Annotated in this window: 18 protein-coding genes; 7 read left to right on the top strand and 11 right to left on the bottom strand. The window is 60.1% G+C overall.

What is annotated here, in order from left to right; genetic code table 11:
• The 7 genes from QZZ60_RS01055 to QZZ60_RS01085 all read left to right on the top strand — a co-directional run.
• Positions 1-314, top strand: a 314-nt coding sequence (locus QZZ60_RS01055) for a hypothetical protein (RefSeq protein WP_295636584.1), incomplete at its 5' end; no start/stop codon positions are given.
• A 266-nt stretch (positions 315-580) separates the two neighbouring features.
• A complete protein-coding gene (locus tag QZZ60_RS01060; RefSeq protein ID WP_295636587.1) occupies positions 581-2,146 on the top strand; it encodes a sigma-54-dependent Fis family transcriptional regulator in 1,566 nt (521 codons plus the stop codon).
• 150 nt (positions 2,147-2,296) lie between these two features.
• Complete coding sequence (locus tag QZZ60_RS01065) at positions 2,297-4,285, top strand: FAD-dependent oxidoreductase (RefSeq protein ID WP_295636590.1); 1,989 nt, start codon at positions 2,297-2,299, stop codon at positions 4,283-4,285.
• 206 nt (positions 4,286-4,491) lie between these two features.
• On the top strand, positions 4,492-5,523 hold the full coding sequence (locus QZZ60_RS01070) for a carbon-nitrogen hydrolase family protein (protein WP_295636592.1): 1,032 nt from the start codon (positions 4,492-4,494) through the stop codon (positions 5,521-5,523).
• Between the two features lie 70 nt (positions 5,524-5,593).
• Positions 5,594-6,331: a hypothetical protein gene (locus QZZ60_RS01075; protein WP_295636595.1), complete on the top strand. Its 738-nt coding sequence runs from the start codon at positions 5,594-5,596 to the stop codon at positions 6,329-6,331.
• Between the two features lie 21 nt (positions 6,332-6,352).
• Entirely contained in the window at positions 6,353-7,732 is a 1,380-nt protein-coding gene (locus QZZ60_RS01080) for an anion permease (RefSeq protein ID WP_295636598.1), read from the top strand.
• Positions 7,733-7,740: 8 nt separating this feature from the next.
• Positions 7,741-8,631 (top strand): NAD(P)-dependent oxidoreductase, encoded by an 891-nt coding sequence (locus QZZ60_RS01085; RefSeq protein WP_295636601.1) that lies wholly within the window; start codon positions 7,741-7,743, stop codon positions 8,629-8,631.
• 238 nt (positions 8,632-8,869) lie between these two features.
• Here the strand turns inward: QZZ60_RS01085 and QZZ60_RS01090 are convergent, their stop codons facing one another.
• The 11 genes from QZZ60_RS01090 to QZZ60_RS01140 all read right to left on the bottom strand — a co-directional run bounded on the left by QZZ60_RS01090 (position 8,870) and on the right by QZZ60_RS01140 (position 23,328).
• Entirely contained in the window at positions 8,870-10,405 is a 1,536-nt protein-coding gene (locus tag QZZ60_RS01090) for a carboxylesterase family protein (protein ID WP_295636603.1), read from the bottom strand.
• A 445-nt stretch (positions 10,406-10,850) separates the two neighbouring features.
• The gene (gene serS, locus QZZ60_RS01095; RefSeq protein ID WP_295636606.1) at positions 10,851-12,131 is read right to left on the bottom strand and encodes a serine--tRNA ligase; all 1,281 of its coding nucleotides are present in this window, start codon (positions 12,129-12,131) and stop codon (positions 10,851-10,853) included.
• Positions 12,132-12,307: 176 nt separating this feature from the next.
• On the bottom strand, positions 12,308-13,690 hold the full coding sequence (locus QZZ60_RS01100) for an SLC13 family permease (RefSeq protein WP_295636608.1): 1,383 nt from the start codon (positions 13,688-13,690) through the stop codon (positions 12,308-12,310).
• Positions 13,691-13,924: 234 nt separating this feature from the next.
• Entirely contained in the window at positions 13,925-15,595 is a 1,671-nt protein-coding gene (locus QZZ60_RS01105; protein ID WP_295636610.1) for an FAD-binding protein, read from the bottom strand.
• Positions 15,596-15,665: 70 nt separating this feature from the next.
• The gene (locus QZZ60_RS01110; RefSeq protein ID WP_295636613.1) at positions 15,666-15,920 is read right to left on the bottom strand and encodes a ferredoxin family protein; all 255 of its coding nucleotides are present in this window, start codon (positions 15,918-15,920) and stop codon (positions 15,666-15,668) included.
• Between the two features lie 447 nt (positions 15,921-16,367).
• The gene (locus QZZ60_RS01115) at positions 16,368-17,090 is read right to left on the bottom strand and encodes a Crp/Fnr family transcriptional regulator (protein ID WP_295636616.1); all 723 of its coding nucleotides are present in this window, start codon (positions 17,088-17,090) and stop codon (positions 16,368-16,370) included.
• 200 nt (positions 17,091-17,290) lie between these two features.
• Positions 17,291-18,763 (bottom strand): SLC13 family permease, encoded by a 1,473-nt coding sequence (locus tag QZZ60_RS01120; protein ID WP_295636619.1) that lies wholly within the window; start codon positions 18,761-18,763, stop codon positions 17,291-17,293.
• Between the two features lie 30 nt (positions 18,764-18,793).
• Positions 18,794-20,518, bottom strand: coding sequence for an FAD-binding protein (locus tag QZZ60_RS01125; protein WP_295636622.1), 1,725 nt, complete (start codon positions 20,516-20,518; stop codon positions 18,794-18,796).
• Positions 20,511-20,783, bottom strand: a complete 273-nt coding sequence (locus QZZ60_RS01130) for a ferredoxin family protein (protein WP_295636625.1) — start codon at positions 20,781-20,783, stop codon at positions 20,511-20,513. Before QZZ60_RS01130 ends, QZZ60_RS01125 begins: the two co-directional genes overlap by 8 nt.
• Before the next feature lie 207 nt (positions 20,784-20,990).
• A complete protein-coding gene (locus QZZ60_RS01135; RefSeq protein ID WP_295636628.1) occupies positions 20,991-21,314 on the bottom strand; it encodes a hypothetical protein in 324 nt (107 codons plus the stop codon).
• A gap of 322 nt (positions 21,315-21,636) precedes the next feature.
• Complete coding sequence (locus QZZ60_RS01140) at positions 21,637-23,328, bottom strand: FAD-dependent oxidoreductase (protein WP_295636631.1); 1,692 nt, start codon at positions 23,326-23,328, stop codon at positions 21,637-21,639.
• Between the last annotated feature and the right edge of the window lie 43 nt (positions 23,329-23,371).

The raw sequence follows: 23,371 nt of genomic DNA on the forward strand, positions 1-23,371 counted from the left end.
GGCAGTTCACCTGGGATATGGCCGCCAGACTCCTCGGGCCTCTGCTGGCGCGCTCGACAGGCAGAATGCTGGCCTCGCAGCTGTGCAAGTTCGTGCCCGTGGCGGGCTCCCTTGCGGGGGCCGCCGTGGCCGGGGCTCTTACCTATTGTCTCGGCATGGCCTTTCATGCTCTCATGCATGGAGGCTCATGGATTGTGGATGCCGACGTGCTGCTGCGCGAGGTGGAAAAGATATGGAACGGCATGGACATCGGTGCCTTTCTGAAGGAGCTGAAGCGAAGAACGGGCATCACGTTTCCTTCCTGGAAGGGATAGGCGCAGAACATGAAGGGCGGGGCCGGGAGGTCCCGCCGTTTGCGTTCACGCTTCCGCCAGCCACTCGACCTGAGGTCGCAAATCTGGCATATTTTGCATGAAAACTGCTCCATGTCTTCAAAAGCATGGACAAGATGATGCGCCGTGGGCTCGGATCAGAAACTTGCGGCGCTCTGAAAGGACCGCCTGTTTTGCAGCGGACGGGGTCGGCAGGCGCAATGCTTCTGACGGCCTGCAGGCCACGGACAGGTTTTATCGAGGCTGGCATGTTCACGTTTCTTTTTCCTCCGGGAAAGACCCCGGATGATGCCGTTCATGAGCTCAGAGAGGACATGAAGGCTTTTTTCCGGCAGGACATGGCGCTGCCGGAAGGTATGGCGGAGCTTTTCCGCATTTTGAAGAAGCACTTTCCGCTCGACCATATTCTGGTTACCGCGGCCACGGAGCATCCCGGCGAAGAACGCATGCTCGTTTTTCCCGACATGGCCGGAGCTCGTCGAATGGCGCTCAACAGCACTCCCGAACAGTTGCTGGCACTCGGTCATGGTCCGGAACGCGTGGTCAGACTCGGCAATCAGGAGGATCACGGCATCACCCTCGGCGTCATCCACCGGCTTTTCCCCGAACGAAAGTTCTCGGCGCTCATCATCAGGGCCGTGGTCGCGCGACGCTTCATTTTTTCGCTGTCCCTCATCGATCTCGAGCATCGGGGAGAGCGCGTGTTCCAGACCTGGCACGTCGACGCGGCCTTTGCGCTGCTGGACGATCTCATGCGTTATTTCAGGCGTCACGTGTCTCTGCCTGCCGCCGGAAAGCAGACGGAGTCCGGGCGTTATCTTCCACTGGTGCAGCTTCCGGGCATGCGGCAGGTCTGCGAAATGATCTGGCAGGTTTCCCGGCAGGACTGTCCCGTGCTGCTTCTGGGGGAAACCGGCACGGGCAAGGAGGCCGTGGCCGAGACGTTGTTCCGCGCCTCGGGTCGCGTGGATGCTCCCTTCATAAAGATGAACTGCGGCAGTCTGCCGGAATCGCTCATGGAGAGCGAGCTGTTCGGCCACGAAAAGGGGGCGTTTACCGGAGCCGTGTCTTCCCGAAAAGGCTTTTTCGAACGTGCTCACAGGGGCATGCTGCTGCTTGACGAGGTGGGGGAGCTTTCTCTTCCTGCACAGACCAGACTTCTGCGCGTACTTCAGGAAGGCGTGCTGGAACGCGTGGGCGGCGACGAGGAGAGGCGCATTGACGTACGCATCATAGCCGCCACGCACCGCAACCTCGATAAGATGGTGCAGAGCGGAAGCTTTCGCTCAGATCTTTATTTCCGGCTCAGCGTGTTTCCCATAGCCATTCCGCCGCTGCGGCGTCGGCCGGAGGACATCCCCGTGCTGATACGGTTTTTCATCGCACGGAAGTGCTCCGAATTCTGCGTGCAGAATCTCCCCGAGCCTTCGCCGGAGAACATGCGGGAGCTGCTTGCCTATCCGTGGCCCGGCAATCTGCGCGAGCTGAGCAATGCCGTGGAGAGGGCCGTCATTTTGTGGATGGGCGACATGCGTCGTCCTCTGGTCATTTCTCCGAGCGCCCGCTTCATGCCTCAGGAGCAGGCGTCGGAACCGGTGATGCGCGCAGACGCCGTTCCGTCCGGTCGGGAACGCCTTGAAACGCTCGATATGGCCATGACCAGACATATCCTTCGTGCGCTGGAGCTTTCCGGCGGCAAGATCAGCGGCAAGGGCGGCGCCGCTGAAATTCTGGACGTGCACCCCAATACGCTACGGGCCAGGATGCAGAAACTGGGCATACGGCATGATTTACCAAATATGGGGAGCAAGTGATACAACATATGATGAACAGTTTACTAAATATGATGAGATTAGATTTTATCTCATTGATAATATTATATATTTTGTTTTGGCATGCTTTTTGCTTTTATTTCGGTAAAAGCAAGTTTCCGGCCCTTCAGCCGGTCATCACAGGAGTATGCCATGATCCGTTCTTATCCCCATCTTTTTGAGCCTCTTCAGGTCGGAAAGATCCGTTTCAGAAACCGCATCTGGACCGCCCCCACGGCGCAGGCCATGCACTTCATCACTCCCGAGGGATACATTCGTCCCGAGTCCATTGCGCATTTCCGCAACAGGGCTCTCGGCGGCGCGGCCTGCGTGACTCTTGGTGAAGCGGCTGTTGATCAGGATCGCGGGCGTTCTCACTTCCATAACGTGAACCTTCAGGACATCAACAACCTTCCGTACCTCACGCAGATGACCGACGCCATTCATCAGGCGGGCGCCATCGCCTCCATTGAAATCGAGCATGGCGGAAAATATGCCTTCCCGCTGGTCAACGGCGGCAGAAACCCCATTGCTCCTTCCGGCTGCGTGCTGCCCAACGGGCAGGTTGTGGATGAGATCACCGAGGAACAGATGGATCAGGTGGCCGATCACTTTGCCGAAACCTGCCACTTCCTCCAGAATGCCGGCTTCAAGATGTGCCTCGTGCACGGCGCGCATCAGTGGCTGCTCGGCGAATTCCTCTCTCCTGCGGAAAATCACCGCAAGGACAAATGGGGCGGCAGTCTGGAAAACCGTGCCCGCTTCCCCATGATGGTGCTGGACAGAATCCGCAAGCGCGTGGGTCCCGATTTTCTGCTGGAATACCGCATTTCCGGCACCGAAGGTCAGCCCGGAGGCCTGGAAATCGACGAAGCCTGCGAGTTCATCAAGATGATCGAGGACAAGATCGACCTCGTGCATTTCTCCCGCGGCAACCGAGGCGTGCTGCGCAGCCGTCCCGAAATGTTTCCCTCCGAGTTCATGCCCAAGTGCCCCAACGAATACATGGGCATTGAGGCGAAGAAGCACGGCATCAAGATCCCCGTCATCATCGTGGGCAGCATTACCGATCCCGAGGACGCCGAACGCATGATCGCCGAAGGTCACTGCGACGCCGTGGCCATGGCCCGCACCGTCATCGCCGATCCCGAATGGGCCAACAAGGCCCGTCTCGGCAAGCGCGAGGAAATCCGTCCCTGCATCAAGTGCTTCAACTGCCTGGATGAAAAGAACGCCCGCGTGTTCGGCGGCGGCATCACCGGCTTCACCAGAGACGTGGTGAAGCGCTATGCCTGCTCCGTGAACCCCCGCATAGGCATTGAAACCGACATCATTCCTCCGGCCACCGAAAAGAAGGTCGTGGCCGTGATCGGCGGCGGCCCCGCCGGCATGCAGGCCGCCATTACTGCGGCTGAACGCGGTCACGAAGTGCGCCTCTATGAAAAGAGCGATCACCTCGGCGGTCAGATCTACTTTGCCGACTACGTGTCCTTCAAGTATCCGCTCATGGAATTCAAGAACTGGCTCATCCATCGCGTGGGTCAGCTCGGCATCAAGGTGTTCCTGAACACGGAAGCCACCCCCGAACTCATCGAAGCCGCCTACCCCGACGTGGTCATCGCCTGCACGGGTTCCGTGCCCGCCCTGCCTAAAATTCCGGGCATCGACGGCAAGAACGTCATGCTGGCCACGCAGGCCTTCGTGAACCGCGACGCCGTGGGCCAGAAGGTCGTTATCGTGGGCGCGGGCGACACGGGCTGCGAATGCGCCCTGCACCTCGCTGAAGGTGGACACGACGTCACCATGGTGGAAATGGACGAGTACATTGCCCGCCGCACGGGTTACACGCAGCGCATTGTTCTGGTGGAAAAAATCGACACCAACGAGCACGTTTCCTACCTGACTAAGGCATGCTGCAAGAAGATCACCGACAAGGGCGTGGAAGTGGAAACCCCCGACGGCGTCCGCTTCCTTGAAGCCGACACCGTGGTCATTGCCCTCGGCACCCGTGCGCTGCAGAATGAGGCGGAAGCCTTCCGCGACTGCGCTCCCACCTTCTGGCTTGCCGGCGACTGCGCCGAAGGCCCGAAGAACGTCCGCCATGCCATCCGCAACGGCTACGACGCCGCCTGCAGACTGTAATCATGCGTTCCGTGCCGGCCCGAGGCCGGCACGGAACCGTTTTTCTTCCAGGGCACGCTGTTTTTTCTCCCTTCGTCTCCGGTCCGGTGAAGGGAGAAAAAACAAGGTGTTTTCATTTTGTGATCATTTGTGAAAATTATGGAAAACCATTCCCGTTCGTTTGTTGACGGAACACGGGGCATCATCTGATCAACAAGGAGATACGTATGATCTTTCCCACCGTCAAAGTCGCCGCCGTACAGGCCGCTCCCGTCTTCCTGAATTTGAAGGCGTCCGTGGACAAAGCCTGCGCGCTCATTGACGAGGCCGGGCGCAACGGCGCCGAGCTCATTGACTTCCCCGAGGCATTTCTGCCCGGCTATCCGTGGTGGATATGGATGGGAGCGCCTTCGTTCGGGCACAAGTTCCTCATGAAGCTGCATCAGAACGCGCTTACCTGCGGAAGCCCGGAAATGCGTCAGATAAGCGAAGCGGCAAGACGCAATCATATCTTCGTGTGCATTTCCGCCACGGAAGCGGACGGTACCACGCTGTATCTCACGCAGTTCTGGTTCGACAACAAGGGCAATCTCATGGGCAAGCACCGCAAGATGTCGCCTCCCGGATGCGAGAAGATCGTATGGGCCTGCGGCAACGGCAGCACCATGCAGGTATTCGACACCGAGATCGGCAAGATAGGCGGCCTTCAGTGCGGCGAGCATCTGAATCCCATGAATCTTTCCTGCCTGCTCGGCCAGGGCGAACAGATTCACTGCGCCGGCTGGCCGCCCATGCATACGCCCCGCGAAGGTCAGATGCCCCTGTTCTCTCCCTACGACATGTCGCGCACGGCCACCCGCTATGCGGCCATGGGACTGCGGGCCTTTGCCCTGTACTCCACGCAGATGATGGCTCAGGACGTCATCGACGTGCTCTGCGACGGAACGGGACATCCTGAATACATCGAGTGCCTGCCCAACGGCGTGGACGGTACGCTGGGCGGCGGACGGGCCGCCGTGTTCAACGTGGCGGGCGACTGCATCAGCAATTCGCTTCCGCACGATGTGGAAGGCTGCGTTTATGCGGAATGCGACCTTATGGAAACGCTGGGACGCCGACTCGTCATGGATCCTCTGGACAAGGACGCAAGACCCTTGGCCCTGCGCATGACGCTGGACCGCACCGACTACAAGGCCATGAACTTTGAAGGCGTGCAGCCCGACAACTCCGTTTCTTACGAAACTATTCAGAATTTATAATTAATTAAGAGCCGGAGAATGAGGGGTGAAAACTCTTTTCCGGCTCGTTTTGTATCCGGGAGATGACGCAATGAAAGAGAATCTCCATGAAATTCTCAGTCATTGGGGACTGGAAGGAAGAACGATTCAGGAGGCGAAGGACTCCGGTGCGGCCATAGCCACGGGCGTATGGCATCTCGGGCCGGACTACAGCCTGAAGACCGGGGGAAATTTTGAGGGGCTCAGGCATCACATTCATATTTCCCGAGTGCTGGCGGAGCAGGGCATTACGGCATCCTGCCCGCTTCCCACGCTGGACGGCCTCGACTTTCTTTCCTGCGGCGACCACTATTTCGTGATTACGGAACGAGTCACGGACAATTTTCTCAGCACAAAGCAGACGCCGCAGGGCAGGGAGCCCTTTTACCTTGAGCGTTACGCACGTGAGGTACGCAGCTTCGACGCCGCACTGCATGGTGGAAACAAAGACTTCGCCGAAGTCATGGCCTGGGCCGACAAAGAGACCGCCCACACGGCCAAGGCTTTCGGCATGCCGTGGAACGGCCTGCCGAAAGCCGGAGAGGAACGCTTTGTCTCCCTTTCTACGGAGACGTCGGATTTTTTCGTCTGCGCTACGGAGGTAGAGGCGTCGCCTCACTCTCTGGTGGATGCGCTCGATGCCTTTTCCCGTCCCCGCGGTCTCATGGCCATGATTGCGGTGTTCGTGGCCTGGACGGCGGGACAGCCTTCCCTCTCTTCGCTCATTCGCGGCAATCTCAGCCTTGCAGCAGCAGTTTCGCACGGTCTCTGCACCCGTGCCGACGCCTGATGCCGACCGTGGAGTTTTCATATGTCTGAATCATCCGGTCGCGTGACCAACATTAAATGGGCCATCAATTTCCTTCTGCCTCTTTCCCTCCTGCTTCTTCCCGAAAGCGAGGCGTTCACCTGGAACATCAAGGTATTTCTGGCCATCACGCTGTGGGGCGTCATGGGGTATGCCCTGGAGCTCACCGACAATCTGGTGGTTTCCCTCATCATGATGTTTCTGTACGGCCTTTCGGGCATAGCTCCCCTTCAGGCCGTGCTCGGGCCGTGGACGGCCGATCCCGCATGGATGACGCTCGGTGCTCTCATCATCGTGTCCGTCGTGCAGAAGACGACCATTCTGAAAAGAATGGCCTACTATGCGGCCATCCATACCAACGGCAGCTACATGAAGCTGGTTCTGGCCATGGCCACGCTGGCCCTGGTCGCCAGAATTTTTCTTCAGGGCACCATGGCGTGCATTGCCGTCATCGTGGTGGCCTACGGCATATGCGAGGCTCTTCAGCTCGGAAGAAGCCGGGCATCCGCCGGACTCATGGTGGCCACGGTCATTTTCTACATGGACGCCAACTATTTCATCTATTCTCCCGATTTCATTTCCATCCTTTACAACGCGGCCGCTCCCGTGGAGAAAATCGTTCCCTCGTATCCCGCGTTTTTCAAGGACAACGCCGTGTTTCTCGTGGGCAACTATCTTGTTGCCGCGGCCATCGGCCGTTACTGCCGTCCGGATTCCCCGCTCAGCGGCAGGGAGAATTTTGAAAGGGAACTGGCTGCGCTCGGTCGTCTCAGCGTGAAGGAATGGAAGATCATCATCGTCCTTGTTGCTCTGGTGATATTTCTGTTCACGCATCAGTATCATCACATCAGCATGGTGTACGGCTTCATCTTTGCACCCATGATTCTCTATATGCCCGGCATGAACGTGGGGACGCAGCAGGATCTGAAGGACGTGCAGTTCTCCGTGCTGTTCTTCATTATCGCCTGCATGGGCATAGGTTCGGCGGGCAGCGCGGTGGGATTCGGTCATTTCGTGTCGGTCAGCATCGTGCCCATGCTGCAGAACGTGAGCCAGACGACGTTTCTGTGCGCCACCTATCTTGCCGGCGTTCTTCTGAACTTCCTCATGACGCCGCTTGCGGTGCTGGCTTCCTTCGGTCTGCCTTTTGCCCAGATATGCCGGGATCTGAATTTCAATCTTGAGCCCATGTTCTACATCTTTTATCAGGGCACGGCTCAGCTCTGGTTCCCGTATGAAACGGCCGTGTATCTGGTGGCCTTTTCGCTCGGACTCATACGCGTGAAGGACTTTCTGTCCATCATGACCATCAAGTTCGTGATCAACGTTGTTTTTCTGGCTACCGCGGGCATGGCCTGGTGGGCGGCCATGGGCATACTCTAGGAGGCGTTATGGCTGTTGTGGCGTTTTTCGGACTGGGCAGCATGGGACTTCCCATGGCGGTCAATCTCTTGAAGGCCGGCCATGAAGTGCGGGTCATGGTGCATCGGAGTCCGTCCGGCCCCGAGGAGGCCGTGAGGCACGGCGCGGTGCTGGTGTCGTCCCTGAAGGACATGCTGTCGGGAGCGGACTTCGTCATAAGCGTGGTGCCGGATGACAGGGCCGTGCTTGACGTCTATGAGAACGCTCAGTTCGGGCAGTTCGTGGAAAAGGGATGCATCGTGCTGGAAATGAGTTCCTGCACGCCCGAGGCCGTGCGCAGAGTGGAGAATCTGTGTCGTCCCCGGGGAGTGCGAGTGCTGGATGCGCCCATTACCGGAGCAAGGCCCAAAGCCGTGGCCGGAACGCTGGTGGTGCTCGGTGCGGGGAAGGATGCGGATTTCGAGGCCGCTTCTCCCGTGCTTTCCGCCATGGCTGAAAAGGTGTTCAGGCTCGGAGAGGTGGGAACGGGCAAGACCATCAAGGCCATGACCAATCTGCTGGGAGCCGTGAATCTTGCGGCCGTGGGAGAATTCTACCGCTTTGCCTCCGCGCTGGGGCTGGACATGGAAACCCTTGCGGCAGTGACTCGGGAAAGCGCCGGAGGATCCACGCAGTTTTCCCGCAACTTTGGCCGCATGGTGAAGGGCGATTATGAGCCCGTGTTCACGCTGGGGCTCATGCTCAAGGACATGGAAATAGCCATGAGGTGCGCTGCCGGACATCCCGGGCTCCATATGCCTCTGGCGGAATGCGCCGTGGCGCTGTATCGCGGGGCATCCGCCTATGAGCAGAAGGACTGCAGCAGCATTGCCCTTGTGGATGCTCCGGCGGAGAATGAGAAACGGGGGTCAACGGCATAGAACTGCCGGTCGGAAGCTCCGGGGAAAAGTCGTCTTTCGGACTGCCGTCCGGTTTTTCGGCGGAACATGCGGCATGTCGCCTGGCGCGTGCTTCGACGGACATGAAAAATGACGAGGGCGGAACTTCCTTTGCGGGAAGGTTCCGCCCTCGCGGCGTCTTTTTCAGGGGAGGTTCAGCGTGCTGGCAGGACTGTTTCCGGGCGGACGGGGGAGCACGTCTGTCCGCACGGGCCGGGGCTTACTTCAGCGGCATGTTCCCGCGTTCCGTCTTCCACGGATCCGAGACTTCCTTGCTTTCGGCGTTGAAGCGCATGGTCATGCGGCGATCAAGGTCGAAGGGCGTCCATCCGGGATTGCCGGTGGTGGCGAATTTCACCCATGCGCTGTGCATGGCCTGAGCCAGAGAATCCGGGGGATTGGTGCCGAGGGTGCTCTTGATGCGCGGGGAGTCCTTGTGCAGGCTCTTGAACACGAAGGGCACGTCCACGCTGTGAGCCGCGCCGAGTCTGCCGTTGGCGGCATCGCTCTTCCATGCGAAGGAGTAGGCCCATACCTTGCCGCCGGCTTTGGCCTGGCTTTCCAGAACCTTGTTGGCGGCCATGCGGAATACGAAGTCGGACTGAAGGGCGGTGAATATTTCGCCGGCGGTCTGTCCGCGTCCGGCCTTGCGGTAGCGGTCCGCGATGTCGGCGGGGAAGCCGGTGGAGTCGATGAAGCCCTTGACCGCGCCGTCGCCGATCTTGTCGATGGCGCCGCTCGGCACGGTGTAGAGCCGCCATTCTTCTTCAGCACTGCCTGCCATGAGTTCGATGCCCTTTGCCGCGCCTTCGGCAATGGCGTCCACGGGGCGCTTCATGAGTATGTCGCCGTCGTAGTAGGGCTTGAATATGGCGATGTTGCCGCCGAGCATGCGGCACCATTCGGGCTTCTTGTTCTGCGCGGCAATGAAAGCGGAGAAGGTAAGCAGCTTTTCGGGCGAAAGGGCGGCCACGGCTTCGCGGCTGTCCTCGATGCCGTAGAAGTCGAGCAGGGCGGCGGAAACCTTGGAGGCCAGCGCGGCGTCGTATTGCGCCAGAGCTGCGGGGCTCTGGAGAATGGCGCGGCGGAAAAGTCCCTTCGTCTTGTCGGAGGAGATGAGGGAGGTGATGTGCGTGGCGCCGGCGGACTGGCCGAACACCGTGACGTTGTCGGGATCGCCGCCGAAGGCCGCAATGTTCTCCTGCACCCAGCGCAGGGCGAACATCATGTCGCGCAGGGCGAGGTTGGAGGGAACGCCCTTGATCTTGAGGAAACCGTCCACGTTCACGCGGTAGTTGATGGTGACGAGCACGACGCCGTCCTGCGCAAAGGCCGTTCCGTCGAAGCGCACGTCGTTGTTGTCGCAGCGGGTGCTGCCGCCGCCGGGAATGTAGACCATGACGGGGCACTTGGTCTTGCCGGGGGCGGGGCTCCAGATGTTCAGGCGCAGGCAGTCACCGCCGCCGAGGGGCTTGTTCTTGCCGTCGGGCTGCAGCGGAATGTCGCCGAACTTGACCGTGTCGAGCACGCCGCTCCAGGCCTGCACGGGCTCGGGCAGGGCAAGACGGTATTTTCCCTCATACGGGGGCATGCCGCAGGGAACGCCCCTGAAGACGTGCACGCCGTCCATGACAAGAGCGCGCACGCTTCCTTTGGCCGTCTTTACCACGGGGCCTTCCGTGGCATGGGCATGAAAGGGCATGGCGCTCATGAGTGCCATGGCCGCGCTTCCGTATAAAAACTGACGTCTGTTCATGTGAAGCTCCTGAAATTCGATGGTTGAAAGGCGAGTATCCGTACAGGAGAAGGAACGGATTTCGTTATTCAGACAAATCAGAAGACCTCAAAAAAATAAAGCTCAAAATTTCACATTGTTGTTCAATGAAAGGCAACAAGTCGAAAAGAATTCCGATATGATGGCTCTGAAGTTCATGCTCAGGGGGATGAAGGAGCGTTTTCGTGGGCGTCATGCGGGAAGAAAAGACACGGAATCGGGACGGAACGTTTGTTTTGGTACGGGGCTTGCATTATTTTGCACAAGTAGGGCGGATTCAGTCTCTTGCGTCCCGTCTCGGGCAGGCCTTTTCGATTGCCGGAAAGGACGATGACCGGGAATGTCCTGAATGTTTTTCGGGAAAAGAGCATGAAAAAAGCGGGAGACGGCCGCAGCCGTCTCCCGCTTTTGATGTCTGGCGGAGCGATTACATGTCTGGCGTGATGACCTTCAGGCCGCCCATGTAGGGACGCAGCACTTCGGGAATGACGATGGAGCCGTCTTCCTGCTGGTAGTTTTCAATGATGGCCACGAGAGAACGGCCGGTAGGCAGGCCGGAACCGTTCAGCGTATGCACGAACTCGGGCTTGCCGCCGCCCTTGGGACGGAAGCGGATGTTGGCGCGGCGGGCCTGGAAGTCCACGCAGTTGGAGCAGGAGGAAATTTCGCGGTAGGTGTTCTGACCGGGGAGCCAGACTTCCACGTCATAGGTCTTGGCGGAGCCGAAGCCCATGTCGCCGGTGCACAGCGTGATGGTGCGGTAGGGAAGTTCCAGCTTTTCGAGCAGGATTTCCGCGCAGCGGCGCATGTGCTCCAGCTCTTCCCAGGACTTGTCGGGATGGGCGAAGCGCACCATTTCCACCTTGATGAACTGATGCTGGCGGATGAGGCCGCGCACGTCCTTACCGGCGGAACCGGCTTCGGAGCGGAAGCAGGGAGTGCCCGCGGTATAGCGCAGGGGCAGCTGATCTTCTTCAAGAATTTCGCCGGCGTGCAGGTTGGTGACGGGCACTTCTGCCGTAGGAATGAGGTAGTAGTCCCAGGCGGGCATCTTGAACAGGTCTTCCTCGAACTTGGGCAGCTGACCCGTGCCCTGCATGGTGGCGGCGTTGACCATGAAGGGCGGCAGAATTTCGGTGGCGCCGAACTCGGTGGTCTGGGTGTCGAGATAGAAGTTCATGAGGGCGCGTTCCATTCTGGCGAACACGCCGTGAGACACGCAGAAGCGGGAACCGGCGAGCTTGGCGCCGCGCTCGAAGTCGAGTCCGGTCTTTGCCGCGCCGACTTCAAAGTGCTGCTTGGGCGGGAAGGTGAATTCGCGGGGCGTGCCCCAGCGGTGGAGTTCCGGATTGTCGTTCTCGTCGAGTCCTACGGGCACGGAGGCGTCGGGGATGTTGGGCACGCGCAGCATCCACTGATAGACCTGTTCCTTGATCTCTGAAGTTTCGGCGTCCAGTTCCTTGATGCGGTCGGAGAGCTTGCCGAGCTCGGCCACAAGAGCGGAGGCGTCTTCGCCGGAACGTTTCATGCGGGCCACTTCGGCCGACTCGGCATTGCGCTTGCTCTTGAGCGTTTCCACTTCGGTAAGAGCCGCACGGCGGCGTTCGTCCAGCTTAAGGAAGTCGTCGACGGAAATGTTGGAATGGCGGTCGGCCAGAGCCTTGGCCACCACTTCGGGATGTTTCTGAAGAAGTTTGAGATCAAGCATGGCTGATTTCCTCGAATCTGCGTGATATGCGGTAGGGCGTCATGCCCGGGCATTTGAAAGGAACGAATATTCTAGCCCGACAGCGCCGGAGCGTCAATCGCGGCCGGAAACGCGGAAGGCCCGCGCTTTGTCGGAGACTCGGCGCGGGCCCAGGAGAGCGTCGGCATGAAAGCTGCTTACATGATGCCGACGAAATTCCACCACGGAATGGCCACAAGGGCGAGCAGCACGCCGCAGAGAAGAGTGCGGACGGCAAGAGCGGGAATGACGTGGGAGAGCGTCACGCGGCCGGTGATGAAGATGTAGAGGAAGTACACGGCCTCATAGGGCAGTATGTACTGATCCACGCCGTACTGGAAGGCGTAGAAGAGCGGCAGCGGGTTCATGTTCAGGGCCTGTCCGAGTTCGCCTATGGCGGGCGTGAAGGCTGCCGTGGCGGCAAGCGGGGTCAGAAGGAAGTTGACGAACACGCCGGAGAGGTAGGCGATGAGCACGGACATGGTCTCGCCCCATCCCTGAAGCACGGGAAGCACCTGCTGTACGGCCCAGGCGTTGAAGCCCACGGCGCCGCCCACGAAGCCTATGGACATGCAGCCGGTGATGAAGATGAGGAACATGATTTCCAGCTTGCCTATGCTTTCATTGGGCAGAATGTTTATGCCGGGCATATAGCAGAGCATGGCGAGAACGGCGAACACGAAAACCGGATCGACCTGCGTCCAGGGCTGGAGCATGAAGGCGAGCACCATGCCGGCCACCAGCACGAGAAGGATTTTTTCCTTGGTGCTCACGGGGCCGAGTTCCCTGCTGCTTTCGGCAAGGAAGGCTCGGGCATTTTCCATGGAGGTCAGGCTTTCTTTGCCCTTCACCAGCCATACGACGCCCATGGACGCCATGGTGTAGATGACGGAGAACAGCGAGCCGTGCCAGGCATACTGCCAGAAATCCACGGTGGTGCCGTCCTTGAAGAGCATGGTGAAGGCCCAGATGAAGCTTTCGGAGGTGTGCAGGAAAAGAAACTGCGGGGCGGCTGCGGCCATGAAGGCCATGAGGATGATGGCCGAGGACATTCTCGACTTGTGGTCGAGCTTCAGGGTGTCGACGATGCCGGAGGCAATGGCGCACAGCACGACCATGCGGGCCAGAATGGACGGCAGAACAAGGGCAAGGGCCAGTCCGCCGACGAAGAAGCCCCACATGAGCCCCATGAAGCTGCCGCCGGCAAGGGAAAGGCAGCCGAGTGCGAGACGGCGTGCGAGCCCCGTCCGGTCCATGGCCTCGCCGATGACCACGGCGGCAAAGGAAATCCACGGCAGCACCGTGGCCCACGGACCGAAAATGACTTCCATGGGAGCGACGTTGCCGAGCGTGTAGCCGAAGGTGAGCAGGGCGGCCACGCCGATGGCGGGGAACACGTTGAAGGCCCACGCCAGCACGGCCATGCTGGTCATGGCCATGAACAGGGGGGCCTTGGGAGAAATGTCGGCCGGAGCGACGAAGTAGACGATGACGGGCAGGATGAGGGTCAGGGGCCAGCGGAGCATGAGAAGAACGTTCATGAGTGTCTCCAGACGGTGACGAAGTTCCGGGCTCGCGCCGCAGGATTCCGGGAATCGGTGCTGTCGGCGTTGTTGGAAACAGGTTCGGGCATGACGCAAGGGCCTCGCGGGAGGAAGTTTCGGAATCGGAGATGCCGGACGAGGTCCTTCAGCGGGGCGGATGCGGGGTTCCGGGAGGCGGGAACGCTCTTCCCCGGCCTTCTTGCGAAGGACCGGGGAAGAGAAGGGAGAGGATCAGATGAGGCGGTCGCGCCATTCGGTCTTTATGGCGTCGCCGTCCTTCCATACGCGCAGGAACTTGTCTCTCAGAAGAGGATTGGTGAAGGTGTAGTCGGAACGGATGTGGCGTCCGCGGCTTTCCTTGCGTTCTCTGGCCGAGATCATGAGGGCTTCGCCGAGATCGAGAAGGTTCACGACTTCGGCGGCGCGCATGAGCTCATGGGCGTCGGTGGCGAACATCTGCGTTTCGATTTTTTTGCGCAGGTCGCCGAGGTACTTGATGCCCGCCGTCAGCATGGTGTCCGAGCGCACGCGGTGCGGACCGCAGTCGGCGTATTCGGTCATGATCTGCTGCAGGGCGAAGTTGGCTTCCTGCCAGGACGCGCCGACCTTGCGTTCGTAGATGGCGCTGTAGAAGGCCATGCGCTCTTCGGCGTTTTCCTGGGAAATGTCGGACTGAGGCCGGGTGCGGTAGTCCGCCGCATGATGTCCGGCAATCCAGCCGTACACGGCCGCGGCGCCGATGTCGCCGCTGATGTTGCCCATCATGTCGCCCGCGGCGAAAAGTCCGCGCACGTTGCTTTCGCCGTTGATGTCGATTTCTATGCCGTTGGTGACGAGGTTGGCTTCGTACTGGCCGAATTCCACGGCGTGCTTTCCGGGATCGATGCCTTCCTTGTCCATGTAGTCCAGAAGTGCGGTGAGTCCCTCGCACTTCATGGCCCAGCGCATGTGTTCAAGGTCTTCCTTGCTTGCGCCGGAGCAGTCCATGTAGGCCGGGCCGCGGCCGCTCAGCTTGAGATCGGTGAAGGCAGAGGACCACACGTCGCTCGTCATGTCGCCGGTTTCCACGTTGGGCTTCGTGATGAACGGACCTACGGGACGGCCGTCGGGGTAGCGGTACACGCCTATCCACGTGGCCTTGCCGCAGCGGGCGAGGAAGCGCGGTCCCGCATGGCGGTAGGTCTTTTCCATGTTCACGAGATACGTGCCTATGCGCCACGCCTGCGCTATGGAATCGCCGGTGCCGGAAGGACACATGTTGGTGTTGAACATCTGACTCGGCGTGGGATCGGTGGTGAACAGACGGCTCACGTAGCCCGTGGCCGCAACCACGGCCTTGGCCTTCACCGTGATGAACGAAGGCTCGTCGCCGGACGCGTCGAGAGCCAGCACGCCGGTCACGCCATCCGCGTCGCGGAACATTTCCAGCACGGGGGCGTGGTTGAGAATCTTCACGCCGCGCTTCTTCGCCTGCTCGGTGAGCACCGCTTTCTGATTGTGGCCGTCGTACTTGAGGAAGATGCGCGGACGACCGGGATAGGCGTGGCCCTCAAAGTGATAATCGCCGGTGGGCTTCATGTTGATGCCCCAGTCGTTCCACATGTTCACGATTTTAGGACTGGTCTCAAGAAAGCGCATGACGAGCGGAGTGTCGTTGCTGGTGGCGTTCTGACTGTCCATGAATTCGTTGTACACCACGCTGATGTCGCCGTGCTTTTCGGGAATCCAGCACAGGAAGTGATCGTTGCCCGTGGCGCCCGCGCCGCTGCGCTTCGTGTTTGCCTTGTCCAGAAGAACGACGCTCGCGCCCTTGTCCGCCGCCGCGATGGCGGCCATGAGTCCGGCTATGCCGCCGCCGATGACGGCGACGTCGGCTTCATGCTGCTGATTGAGAGGAATCATGGATGACCTCCGGGAAATGTTGAGTGAAGAGAATTCCCTTTCGGGATGCAACGGTCGATGCGGATCCTTCTCAGCGGACGGGCAGGTCCCGGGGCTTCAGGGTGTCGGAATCCACATAGAGCAGCATGTGGGTGAGAGGCAGGCGCAGTTCTATGGCATGGGCGCGGCAGTCCAGCACACAGGCGTTGCAGTGCCAGCACTCGTAGGGGCGCTTCACTTCGGGAACCTTGTCCTTCTTTCTGTTGTGACTGAATACCTGCAGGGGGCAGACGTCGGCGCATACGCCGCAGCCGAGGCACTTTTCTCTGTCGATGACCGGGGGCATATTCCTTCTCCTTCGCAAAAAGTGAACTTCGCGTGGTGGGCATCTTGCTCAGCGATGCGTACACTTTTTCACAAAGCGAAAAAGGAAAATATCGCGCATGCGACATTTTTTCGAAAAAAGGCAGAAAAAATTATTTTTTATGTACTACTTTGAAATAATTTATGAAATTTATTAAAAAACGACAGCGTCGTTTTCAAAAAGGGAAAAAGCGGGCAGAAAGATACGGGCATGAGCCCGGTCGAAAAAGGGAAGGGCGGCGTTTGCCTCCGTCCTGAAGGCGGCACCGTCCTCCGGCGGGAAAGGCAAGGCCTGCACGGAAAAGTCGGAAGAGGGAAGGGAAAATGCCGAGCGGAAGAGGATCATGTTTTTTGATATTTTATTCACGAATGACAATCGGCAAAAATCCGTCGGCAGGCGCGCGACAGGGAGACGCGTCCGAAGGAAGGATCACAGGCCCGCGAGCGTGCGCAGCTTGTCCGGATCGAGAATGCAGACCCTGCCGCGCCGGAAGCATTCGATGACGCCGTTTTTTTTCAGGTGCTGTATGGCCCTGCCGAGGGTGGCCCTGTGCACGCCGAGCATGGCGGCGCAGCGGTCCTGCGTGATGCCGAGCGGAAAATCCGTGCTGTCGTATCGCGCGGCAAGCGACAGAAGATAGCGGCTGAAGCGGATGACGAAGTCGTCCATGAGCATGTCGGAAAGAAAGGTGCTGTGTATGAGCGCCACGGTGCCCATCTGACGCAGGGCATAGGCGGCAAGGGCGGGGCAGGCCGTGACGGCCTTTTCGTCCTTGAGCGTCGTGCCCGGCACGCGCCATATGACGCTGTCCTTCACGCACTGGTACAGGCCCGAAGCGTCCTTTTGCGTAAGGGCGCAGGCCAGATTGAAGATGCCTCCGGGCTCGAAGGTCATGAGCGCGCGCTGTCTTCCTTCCAGGGTGTCGAAGAGAATGCGCACTCTGCCTTTTTCCAGGCAGTACATGTCGAGCAGGTGGTCTCCGGAAATGTCGATGAAGGTTCCCGCCCGGATGACGAGGCGCGTGCCTTCGCGGCGTATCTCGCGCCATACGGGGGAGTTTTCGTCGGTCTCTCCATGCACCACGGGAACGGCGAAGGGCATGAATCCGGAAAGGGACGTTGTGGGAAGAAGCGGAGGGATGTGGTCTGTCATGGAGGGCCCTGCCTGCGGGGAAGCGTGTTGCTCGGGCGGCGGAGCGACATGATGTGCCGCGGCGTCTGCGGAAATTCTACAAGGAGGGAAGCGTGCAGGCAAGAGCTGAGGCAAGGCCCCTTTCCGCGGGGGCGGAAAGGGGCCTTGGAGATGCCGGGCCGGACCCGGCCTGTGTGTTCAGGTTTCCGTAACCTGCGCTGCTAGAAGAGTACCGAACCCATGATGACGATGACGGCGCTCATCAGTATCCAGGAGAGCAGGATGACGATGGGGGAGGACTTCCAGATGCTCTTGGTGCTGGCCCATTCGTTGCCGTGCAGCAGTGCGGCGCTGGAGCTTGCGGCAGGAGTGAGGAAGGCCAGATGCACGCCCATGACCACCATGATGACCGCCATTTCAGGACCGACCCCCTTGTTGGTGCAGTAGCTGAAGATGATGGGCATGAGGGCCACGCCCACGGCGCCGTTGTTGATGAACTGGGTGAGGATGGTGGCCAGAAGGCCCATGCACAGGGCGAAGAACAGCGGAGAGCCGGAACCGAACAGAGGTTCGAGAACGGACATCAGGAAAGGCGTGATGCCGCTTGCGGGATTGGCCATGGCGCCGGAGAGCGGCTGGACCATGGCAAGAATGAAGATGATGCCCCAGGCAACGCCGTCGTCGACCATGGCCTTGAAGCGGAGCAGCGGCTTGCCGTTGACCTTGATGAAGCACATGATGCCCACGAGGAACATGCATATGCCGGTGTTGCCGATGCTCTTGAGGAACTTGACGACGGCAAGATCCGCGGGCAGGAAGGCGGGGATGAGCAGCAGGGCGACCAGGGCGAAGAGGAAGCCGAGCACGGACTTCTGCACGCCGGAGAGGCTGAGGCTCTGATCCTTGTCGAGATTGCTGGCGTCGAGATCGGCGAGCTTGCTCACGTCGGGACGGAAGATGTACTTGCCGATGAGCAGGAAGAGCAGGGAGCAGAGAGCGCAGGCGACTATGGCGATGAACATGTACTTGGCGTAGTCGATGTGCGTGCCGGACATGGTTTCATAGGCGCTCATGACGGTGAGGGCGGCCTGCTTGAAGGGGATGATGGCCATGCCCACCTGAGCGGCGTACACGATGCCGAACACCATCATGGTAGGATAGCCGTCGCCTTTCTTGTAGCCGCACACTTCGCACACGCCGTACAGGATGCTCCAGCCGATGACCGCCGCGGGAGAGGCGCTGGTCAGGCCGCCGAGTAGCATGATGGAGGCGAGGAAGGTGTAGGTGAACAGCCAGGGCTTGCCGGCCACGGCCTTGCGGGTGATGAACCACAGCGAGATGAACTTGGACAGGCCGTAGTAGTTGATGGTGGCGCAGAACACGAAGATGAAGAACATCATGACGACGATGGGGTCGCCGAAGCTCTTGTTGAGAAGCGCGCCGGGCTTCATGCCGCCGACGAGCATGAGGGCGAGCAGACCGGCGATGCTGGGCCAGATGATGTCGATGAAGATCCAGCCGTAGAGCACGCCGAGGAAGATGCCGATGAGGTTCATGCCCAGCGGAGTAAGAGGTTCGATGGGGGAAAGCTGCCCGAATCCGAACATGATGACAAGGCAGATGATGGTGTGCACGAAGTACATGACGTTCGGCTTTTTGGGCGCGGCGGGAGCAGTGCTGGTGGTTGCAGCCATGATGTGTTTCTCCTGATGGGGAACGGAGTATTAGTGTTCTTCCGTGACGAAGCGGAAGTTGTCCTGATAGTACCGGGTGATGGGATGGCGGTAGCGTTCCAGGGGAACGCGCTTTCTGCTGAAGCTCATGCCGCCGTTTTCGTCCTTCTGGATGAGTATCCAGGCAAGGCCGTCCTCGGCGCGATGGGGGAAGTCTTCACGGAAGTGACCGGCGCGGGACTCACGGCGTTCAAGCGAGGCGCGCAGATAAAGTTCGCTCACGAGCGCCATGCCGCGGATTTCGCGCAGCTTGAGCAGGTAGTGCGTGTCGGCGGCGGCCATGTTCGGAATTTCTTCTTCGCGGATGCGCACGATCTCGTCGAGGGCGCGCCTGAGGGAGGCTTCCGTCTTCAGGATGGAGACGTCGTAGGGGAACATGGCGGTCTGGATTTTTCTGAGAACGTCATGGGGCGCGAGGCCTTCGCGGCCGAGAGGCGCATAGACGGCGTCGCGCAGGGCGTCGATGTCCTCGTCGACGCGATCGCTCTCCACGGGAGAGGCGGAAGCGAGGAATTCGGCGGCTCCTTCACCGGCCAGATGGCCCGTGACGGACGTGCTCATGAGCGCAAAACCGCCGGCATACACGCCGGGTTCGGTGCTTCTGGCCGTGCCGGCGGCAAACAGGCCTTCCACGTTGGTGGTGCCCTTGATGCCGGCTTCCATGCCGCCGTAGGAAATGGTCATCTGCGGCAGCCATTCGGTGTTGTCGCGGAAGAGGTCCATGCCGAGCTTGCAGAGCTTCTCATAGTTCATGAGCTGCCAGCCGTTCTGGGGGCGGAGCAGAATGAGATCGTCGGGGTTGATGCGGCTGATGTCGAAATAGATGGGGCCGCGTCCGGCACGGATCTCCATGGCCATGGCGATGGTGATGAAATGCGGGTCGGTATTCACGCCGAGCACGGGAGAATACTTTTCCATGAAGGGCTCGCCCTTGGCGTTGACGAAGCGGGCACCCAGGGGAATGAGCTTGGTCTGGCCCTCCCAGCCGAAGTAGCGGGGCATGTTCCACACGCGGCTGAACTCGAAGTCCTTGAGTCTCGCGCCGGCGTTCCATACCATTTCCACGCCTTCGCCCGTGGGGGTGTTCTTGCCGTAGGAGGTCTTCCAGCCGCCCACGCCCGTGGCCGCAATGACCACCTGCGCACGGAAGCGGTAGAAGTCGCCGCTTATGGAGTCAAAGCCCACGGCGCCCACGACACGGCCGTTCTGCTTGAGAAGGTCGGTCACCACGATGCGGCCGAGACTCGTCACGTTGGCCTTGCGCAGCTGCTTGACGAGGTTGCGCACCATGTCTTCGCCGCCGCGGCCCACAAGCTTTGCGGGATACAGCTTCACATGGGGAAGGCCGCGCTGGGGAATGCTCTTGAGCGTGCCGTCTTCCTTGCGGAAGAACTCGCAGCCGTAGCGCTGATAGTCTTCCAGACGCTCATGGGAGCGACGGAGAATTTCCTCGATCTGTTCCTGATCGCAGAGTCCGTCGAAGTAGTAGATGAAATCTTCCAGCCAGGCGTCCAGGTCGTCGCCCGGAAGCACGGCGTCGAAGTCGCCGCCGGCCATGGACATGAGGCCGCCCCATTCCTTGGGGCCCTTGTCCACGATGACGACCTTCTTTTCGGGCAGAAGCTCGGTGAAGCGCTTTGCCGCCCACAGACCGGCGGAGCCGCCGCCGATGATGAGAAGGTCGCTTTCCACGATATGGGTGTTTCTGTCAGGCATGGTAGACCTCCTTGTCCCTGAGGTCGTTGCCTTCCACGGCGTCGTACCGGGGACCCGGAAAGACCGGGGGCAGCTTTTCCTTGAACGGATGAACGAAAATGGCTCCGGCGGGGCAAAGCCTTTCGCAAACAAAACAGGTCATGCAGTCGTCGGGATACGCGATGAAAGCCTTTCCCTGTTCGTTGAGTCGAATGGTGTCCAGAGGGCACTTCTGCACGCATACGCCGCAGCCGACGCATTTGGCGTCGTCGATATGCTGTACCATTTGCCATCGTCCTCGCCAGCCGTTCGCCCCCCGGCGCACGACTGGACAAGTTCACGGTGAAAAAGGGCACATCCGAAAATCTCCGTCCATTTCCGGATGAAAAATCCTTTGCCTTGCGTTTCCGGTTTTTTCCGTCCCCTTGGAAAAGAGCAGCTTGCCTGCCCCGGAATCGCAGAAGTCGCAATCAGTTGACAGAAAAATCACATTTTAAATAAAATAAGTCAAAGCGATAATTTTTTGTTTTTGTTCGATGAAATCAAACACAAGACTCAATATCCCGAAATGTTTTGAGAGCTGCGGGATTTCCGTAAGTGCGGCCATGCTTCGCCCGCGCACGCGACGCAGAAAAGGAGCCTTTCGGCTGAAAAGGCGCGGTGAATGTGGCTTTGCATGGAGAGACAAGGTCGCTTGCCGAGCGTCTCTGGAAGGGGATTTTCCGGTTGTGACCATGAAAAAGAACGGAACGTTCCGGCCGTCGGACAGGAAGAACGGAAGACGGACGGACGCCTGTCGGAAGAGCTTGTGATTCATGGAACAAAATGTTGAAGAGGGACGACGGAGACAAGGCATAACGGCCGGAGGGCGGCGTTTTGCCGCGGGAGGACAGGCTCAGAGAAGAAGGACGCATCTGAGGCGGGGCATGCCGTTCCGTGCAGGGGTCCGTGCCTCGTGCCGGAGGAGTCGGAAGCGGCGGCTTGCTCCGGCAGCCGGGCGGGGCTTTTTTGAGCGCTTCGGGATGGGGGAGTCGCCGGGCGGGGCGGACTTCACTGCGAGGGGCCTTCAGAGCGCAAAAAAACGCCCTGTCCAGGGGAGAGGACAGGGCGTTCATTGTGCGTTCAGCCTGCGGAGGTGATTACACCTGCATGCGGAGCGGGAAGCGGAAGCCTATGGCGCCGGTGGGGCAGCTCGTGCGGCAGTTGGCGCAGTGCCAGCATTCGTCGCCGTGAGCCACTTCGGGACGGTCGAGGCCGTTGTCGAGGTGCTTGAGTTCGAGCACGTAGCCGGGGCAGTCGTCCACGCAGGTGCCGCAGCCCTTGCAGTGGCCGCAGTGCATGCAGCGGGCCGCTTCGAGCTGAGCCTGCTCGGCGGTGTAGCCGGCGTTGTTTTCCGTGAAGTCCATGTGGTTGGTGCAGGCCTGTTTCTGAGGCTCGGTCTTCTCGTACTGGAGAATGCCGTAGATCTCTTCCATGGGCACCACATAGGGTTCCTTGGTTCCGGCGAGGTCGTCGCGGGCGACGATGGTGTTGTCGTCGCCGATGGCGTACACGCGGGAATTTTCACCGGTCAGATAGGCATGCGCACCGAAGGCGGCGCGACGGCCGTTGCCGATGGCGGCAGCGATGGAAGCGGGGCCGGAGGCCACGTCGCCGGCGGCAAAGATGCCTTCGACGGAGCTGGCCTGCTTGCCGTCCACCACGATCCAGTTGCGGGGCGTGAGGTTCACGCCGGCTTCAGCCATGAAGTCGAGGTCGGTCTTCATGCCGACGGCGAAGATCACGGTGTCGCAGTCCATGGTATGTTCGCCGCCTTCCACGGGAACCAGGGTCAGATGGCCCTTTTCGTCGAAGCGGCATTCCTTCACTTCAAAGTAATCCACGCCGGCGGTCTTGCCGTCCTTGGTGCGGATGGCGGACATGGTGCAGGAATTGTGGATCTGGATGCCTTCTTCGGCAGCCTGTTCGAGATCTTCGGCGGGAGCGCGCATTTCACCGGCCTTTTCGAGGCAGATGACGTGCACTTCTTCGGCGCCGAGACGACGGGCCACGAAGGCAGCGTCGAAGCCGACGCCGCCGCCGCCCATGACGACCACGCGCTTGCCCACTTCGGGACGCAGGCCGAGAGAAGCGGCGCGCAGGAATTCAACGGCCTTCACCGCGGTTTCGGAGCCGGGGATGGGCAGGCTGTTTTCCTTGGGGGTGCCGGTGGTCACGATGACGGCGTCATGCGCGGCACGCACGTCGGCAAAGGAAATGTCGCGGCCGACCATGGTGTTCACGCGGGCACGCACGCCCACTTCGAGGATCCAGCCGATTTCACGGTCGACCACGTCGCGGGGCAGACGGAAGTCCGGCACGCCGTAGCGGGTCATGCCGCCGAGCACGGGGTTGGCTTCGTACACGGTGACGTCGTGGCCGAGAAGGGCCAGGAAGTAAGCGGCGGTAAGGCCGGCGGGGCCGCCGCCGATGATGCCGACGCTCTTGCCCGTGGCGGGACGGCGCTTGAACAGCGCGGAGCCGTAGGGGGCGTAGTCGAACACGGCGCGTTCAAGGGCGCGGGTGTTCACGCAGGCGTCGTAGCCGGCGCGGTTGCAGTTGGACTGGCAGAAGTGCGGGCACACGCGGCCGGTCACACCGGGGAAGGGGTTCTTGGCGCGCAGGTAGCGCAGGGCTTCACCGAATTCGCCCTTTTCCACAAGAGCCTGCATCTTCTGGATGGAATTGCCCGCGGGGCAGAAGTGCTCGCACGGCGAGGTGCGGAACTGCTCCTTGAGGCTGTCGCCCATGACGATGGGCAGGGTGATTTCACGACTATATCTAGGCGGCATGATAATACTCCTTGAGTGACTGATCCGCTCCCGGATGACCGGG

This window comes from uncultured Mailhella sp., assembly GCF_905187505.1.
GTDB lineage: Bacteria > Desulfobacterota > Desulfovibrionia > Desulfovibrionales > Desulfovibrionaceae > Mailhella.

Excerpts from the sequence above, each read along its gene's own strand:
- QZZ60_RS01065 (WP_295636590.1), top strand. The coding sequence starts at position 2,297 with ATGATCCGTTCTTATCCCCATCTTTTTGAGCCTCTTCAGGTCGGAAAG.
- QZZ60_RS01090 (WP_295636603.1), bottom strand. The coding sequence starts at position 10,405 with ATGAACAGACGTCAGTTTTTATACGGAAGCGCGGCCATGGCACTCATG.
- QZZ60_RS01105 (WP_295636610.1), bottom strand. The coding sequence starts at position 15,595 with ATGATTCCTCTCAATCAGCAGCATGAAGCCGACGTCGCCGTCATCGGC.
- QZZ60_RS01135 (WP_295636628.1), bottom strand. The coding sequence starts at position 21,314 with ATGAATCACAAGCTCTTCCGACAGGCGTCCGTCCGTCTTCCGTTCTTC.
- QZZ60_RS01110 (WP_295636613.1), bottom strand. The coding sequence starts at position 15,920 with ATGCCCCCGGTCATCGACAGAGAAAAGTGCCTCGGCTGCGGCGTATGC.
- QZZ60_RS01075 (WP_295636595.1), top strand. The coding sequence starts at position 5,594 with ATGAAAGAGAATCTCCATGAAATTCTCAGTCATTGGGGACTGGAAGGA.
- QZZ60_RS01100 (WP_295636608.1), bottom strand. The coding sequence starts at position 13,690 with ATGAACGTTCTTCTCATGCTCCGCTGGCCCCTGACCCTCATCCTGCCC.
- QZZ60_RS01130 (WP_295636625.1), bottom strand. The coding sequence starts at position 20,783 with ATGGTACAGCATATCGACGACGCCAAATGCGTCGGCTGCGGCGTATGC.
- QZZ60_RS01070 (WP_295636592.1), top strand. The coding sequence starts at position 4,492 with ATGATCTTTCCCACCGTCAAAGTCGCCGCCGTACAGGCCGCTCCCGTC.
- QZZ60_RS01085 (WP_295636601.1), top strand. The coding sequence starts at position 7,741 with ATGGCTGTTGTGGCGTTTTTCGGACTGGGCAGCATGGGACTTCCCATG.
- QZZ60_RS01120 (WP_295636619.1), bottom strand. The coding sequence starts at position 18,763 with ATGGCTGCAACCACCAGCACTGCTCCCGCCGCGCCCAAAAAGCCGAAC.
- serS (WP_295636606.1), bottom strand. The coding sequence starts at position 12,131 with ATGCTTGATCTCAAACTTCTTCAGAAACATCCCGAAGTGGTGGCCAAG.
- QZZ60_RS01115 (WP_295636616.1), bottom strand. The coding sequence starts at position 17,090 with ATGACAGACCACATCCCTCCGCTTCTTCCCACAACGTCCCTTTCCGGA.
- QZZ60_RS01060 (WP_295636587.1), top strand. The coding sequence starts at position 581 with ATGTTCACGTTTCTTTTTCCTCCGGGAAAGACCCCGGATGATGCCGTT.
- QZZ60_RS01080 (WP_295636598.1), top strand. The coding sequence starts at position 6,353 with ATGTCTGAATCATCCGGTCGCGTGACCAACATTAAATGGGCCATCAAT.
- QZZ60_RS01125 (WP_295636622.1), bottom strand. The coding sequence starts at position 20,518 with ATGCCTGACAGAAACACCCATATCGTGGAAAGCGACCTTCTCATCATC.
- QZZ60_RS01140 (WP_295636631.1), bottom strand. The coding sequence starts at position 23,328 with ATGCCGCCTAGATATAGTCGTGAAATCACCCTGCCCATCGTCATGGGC.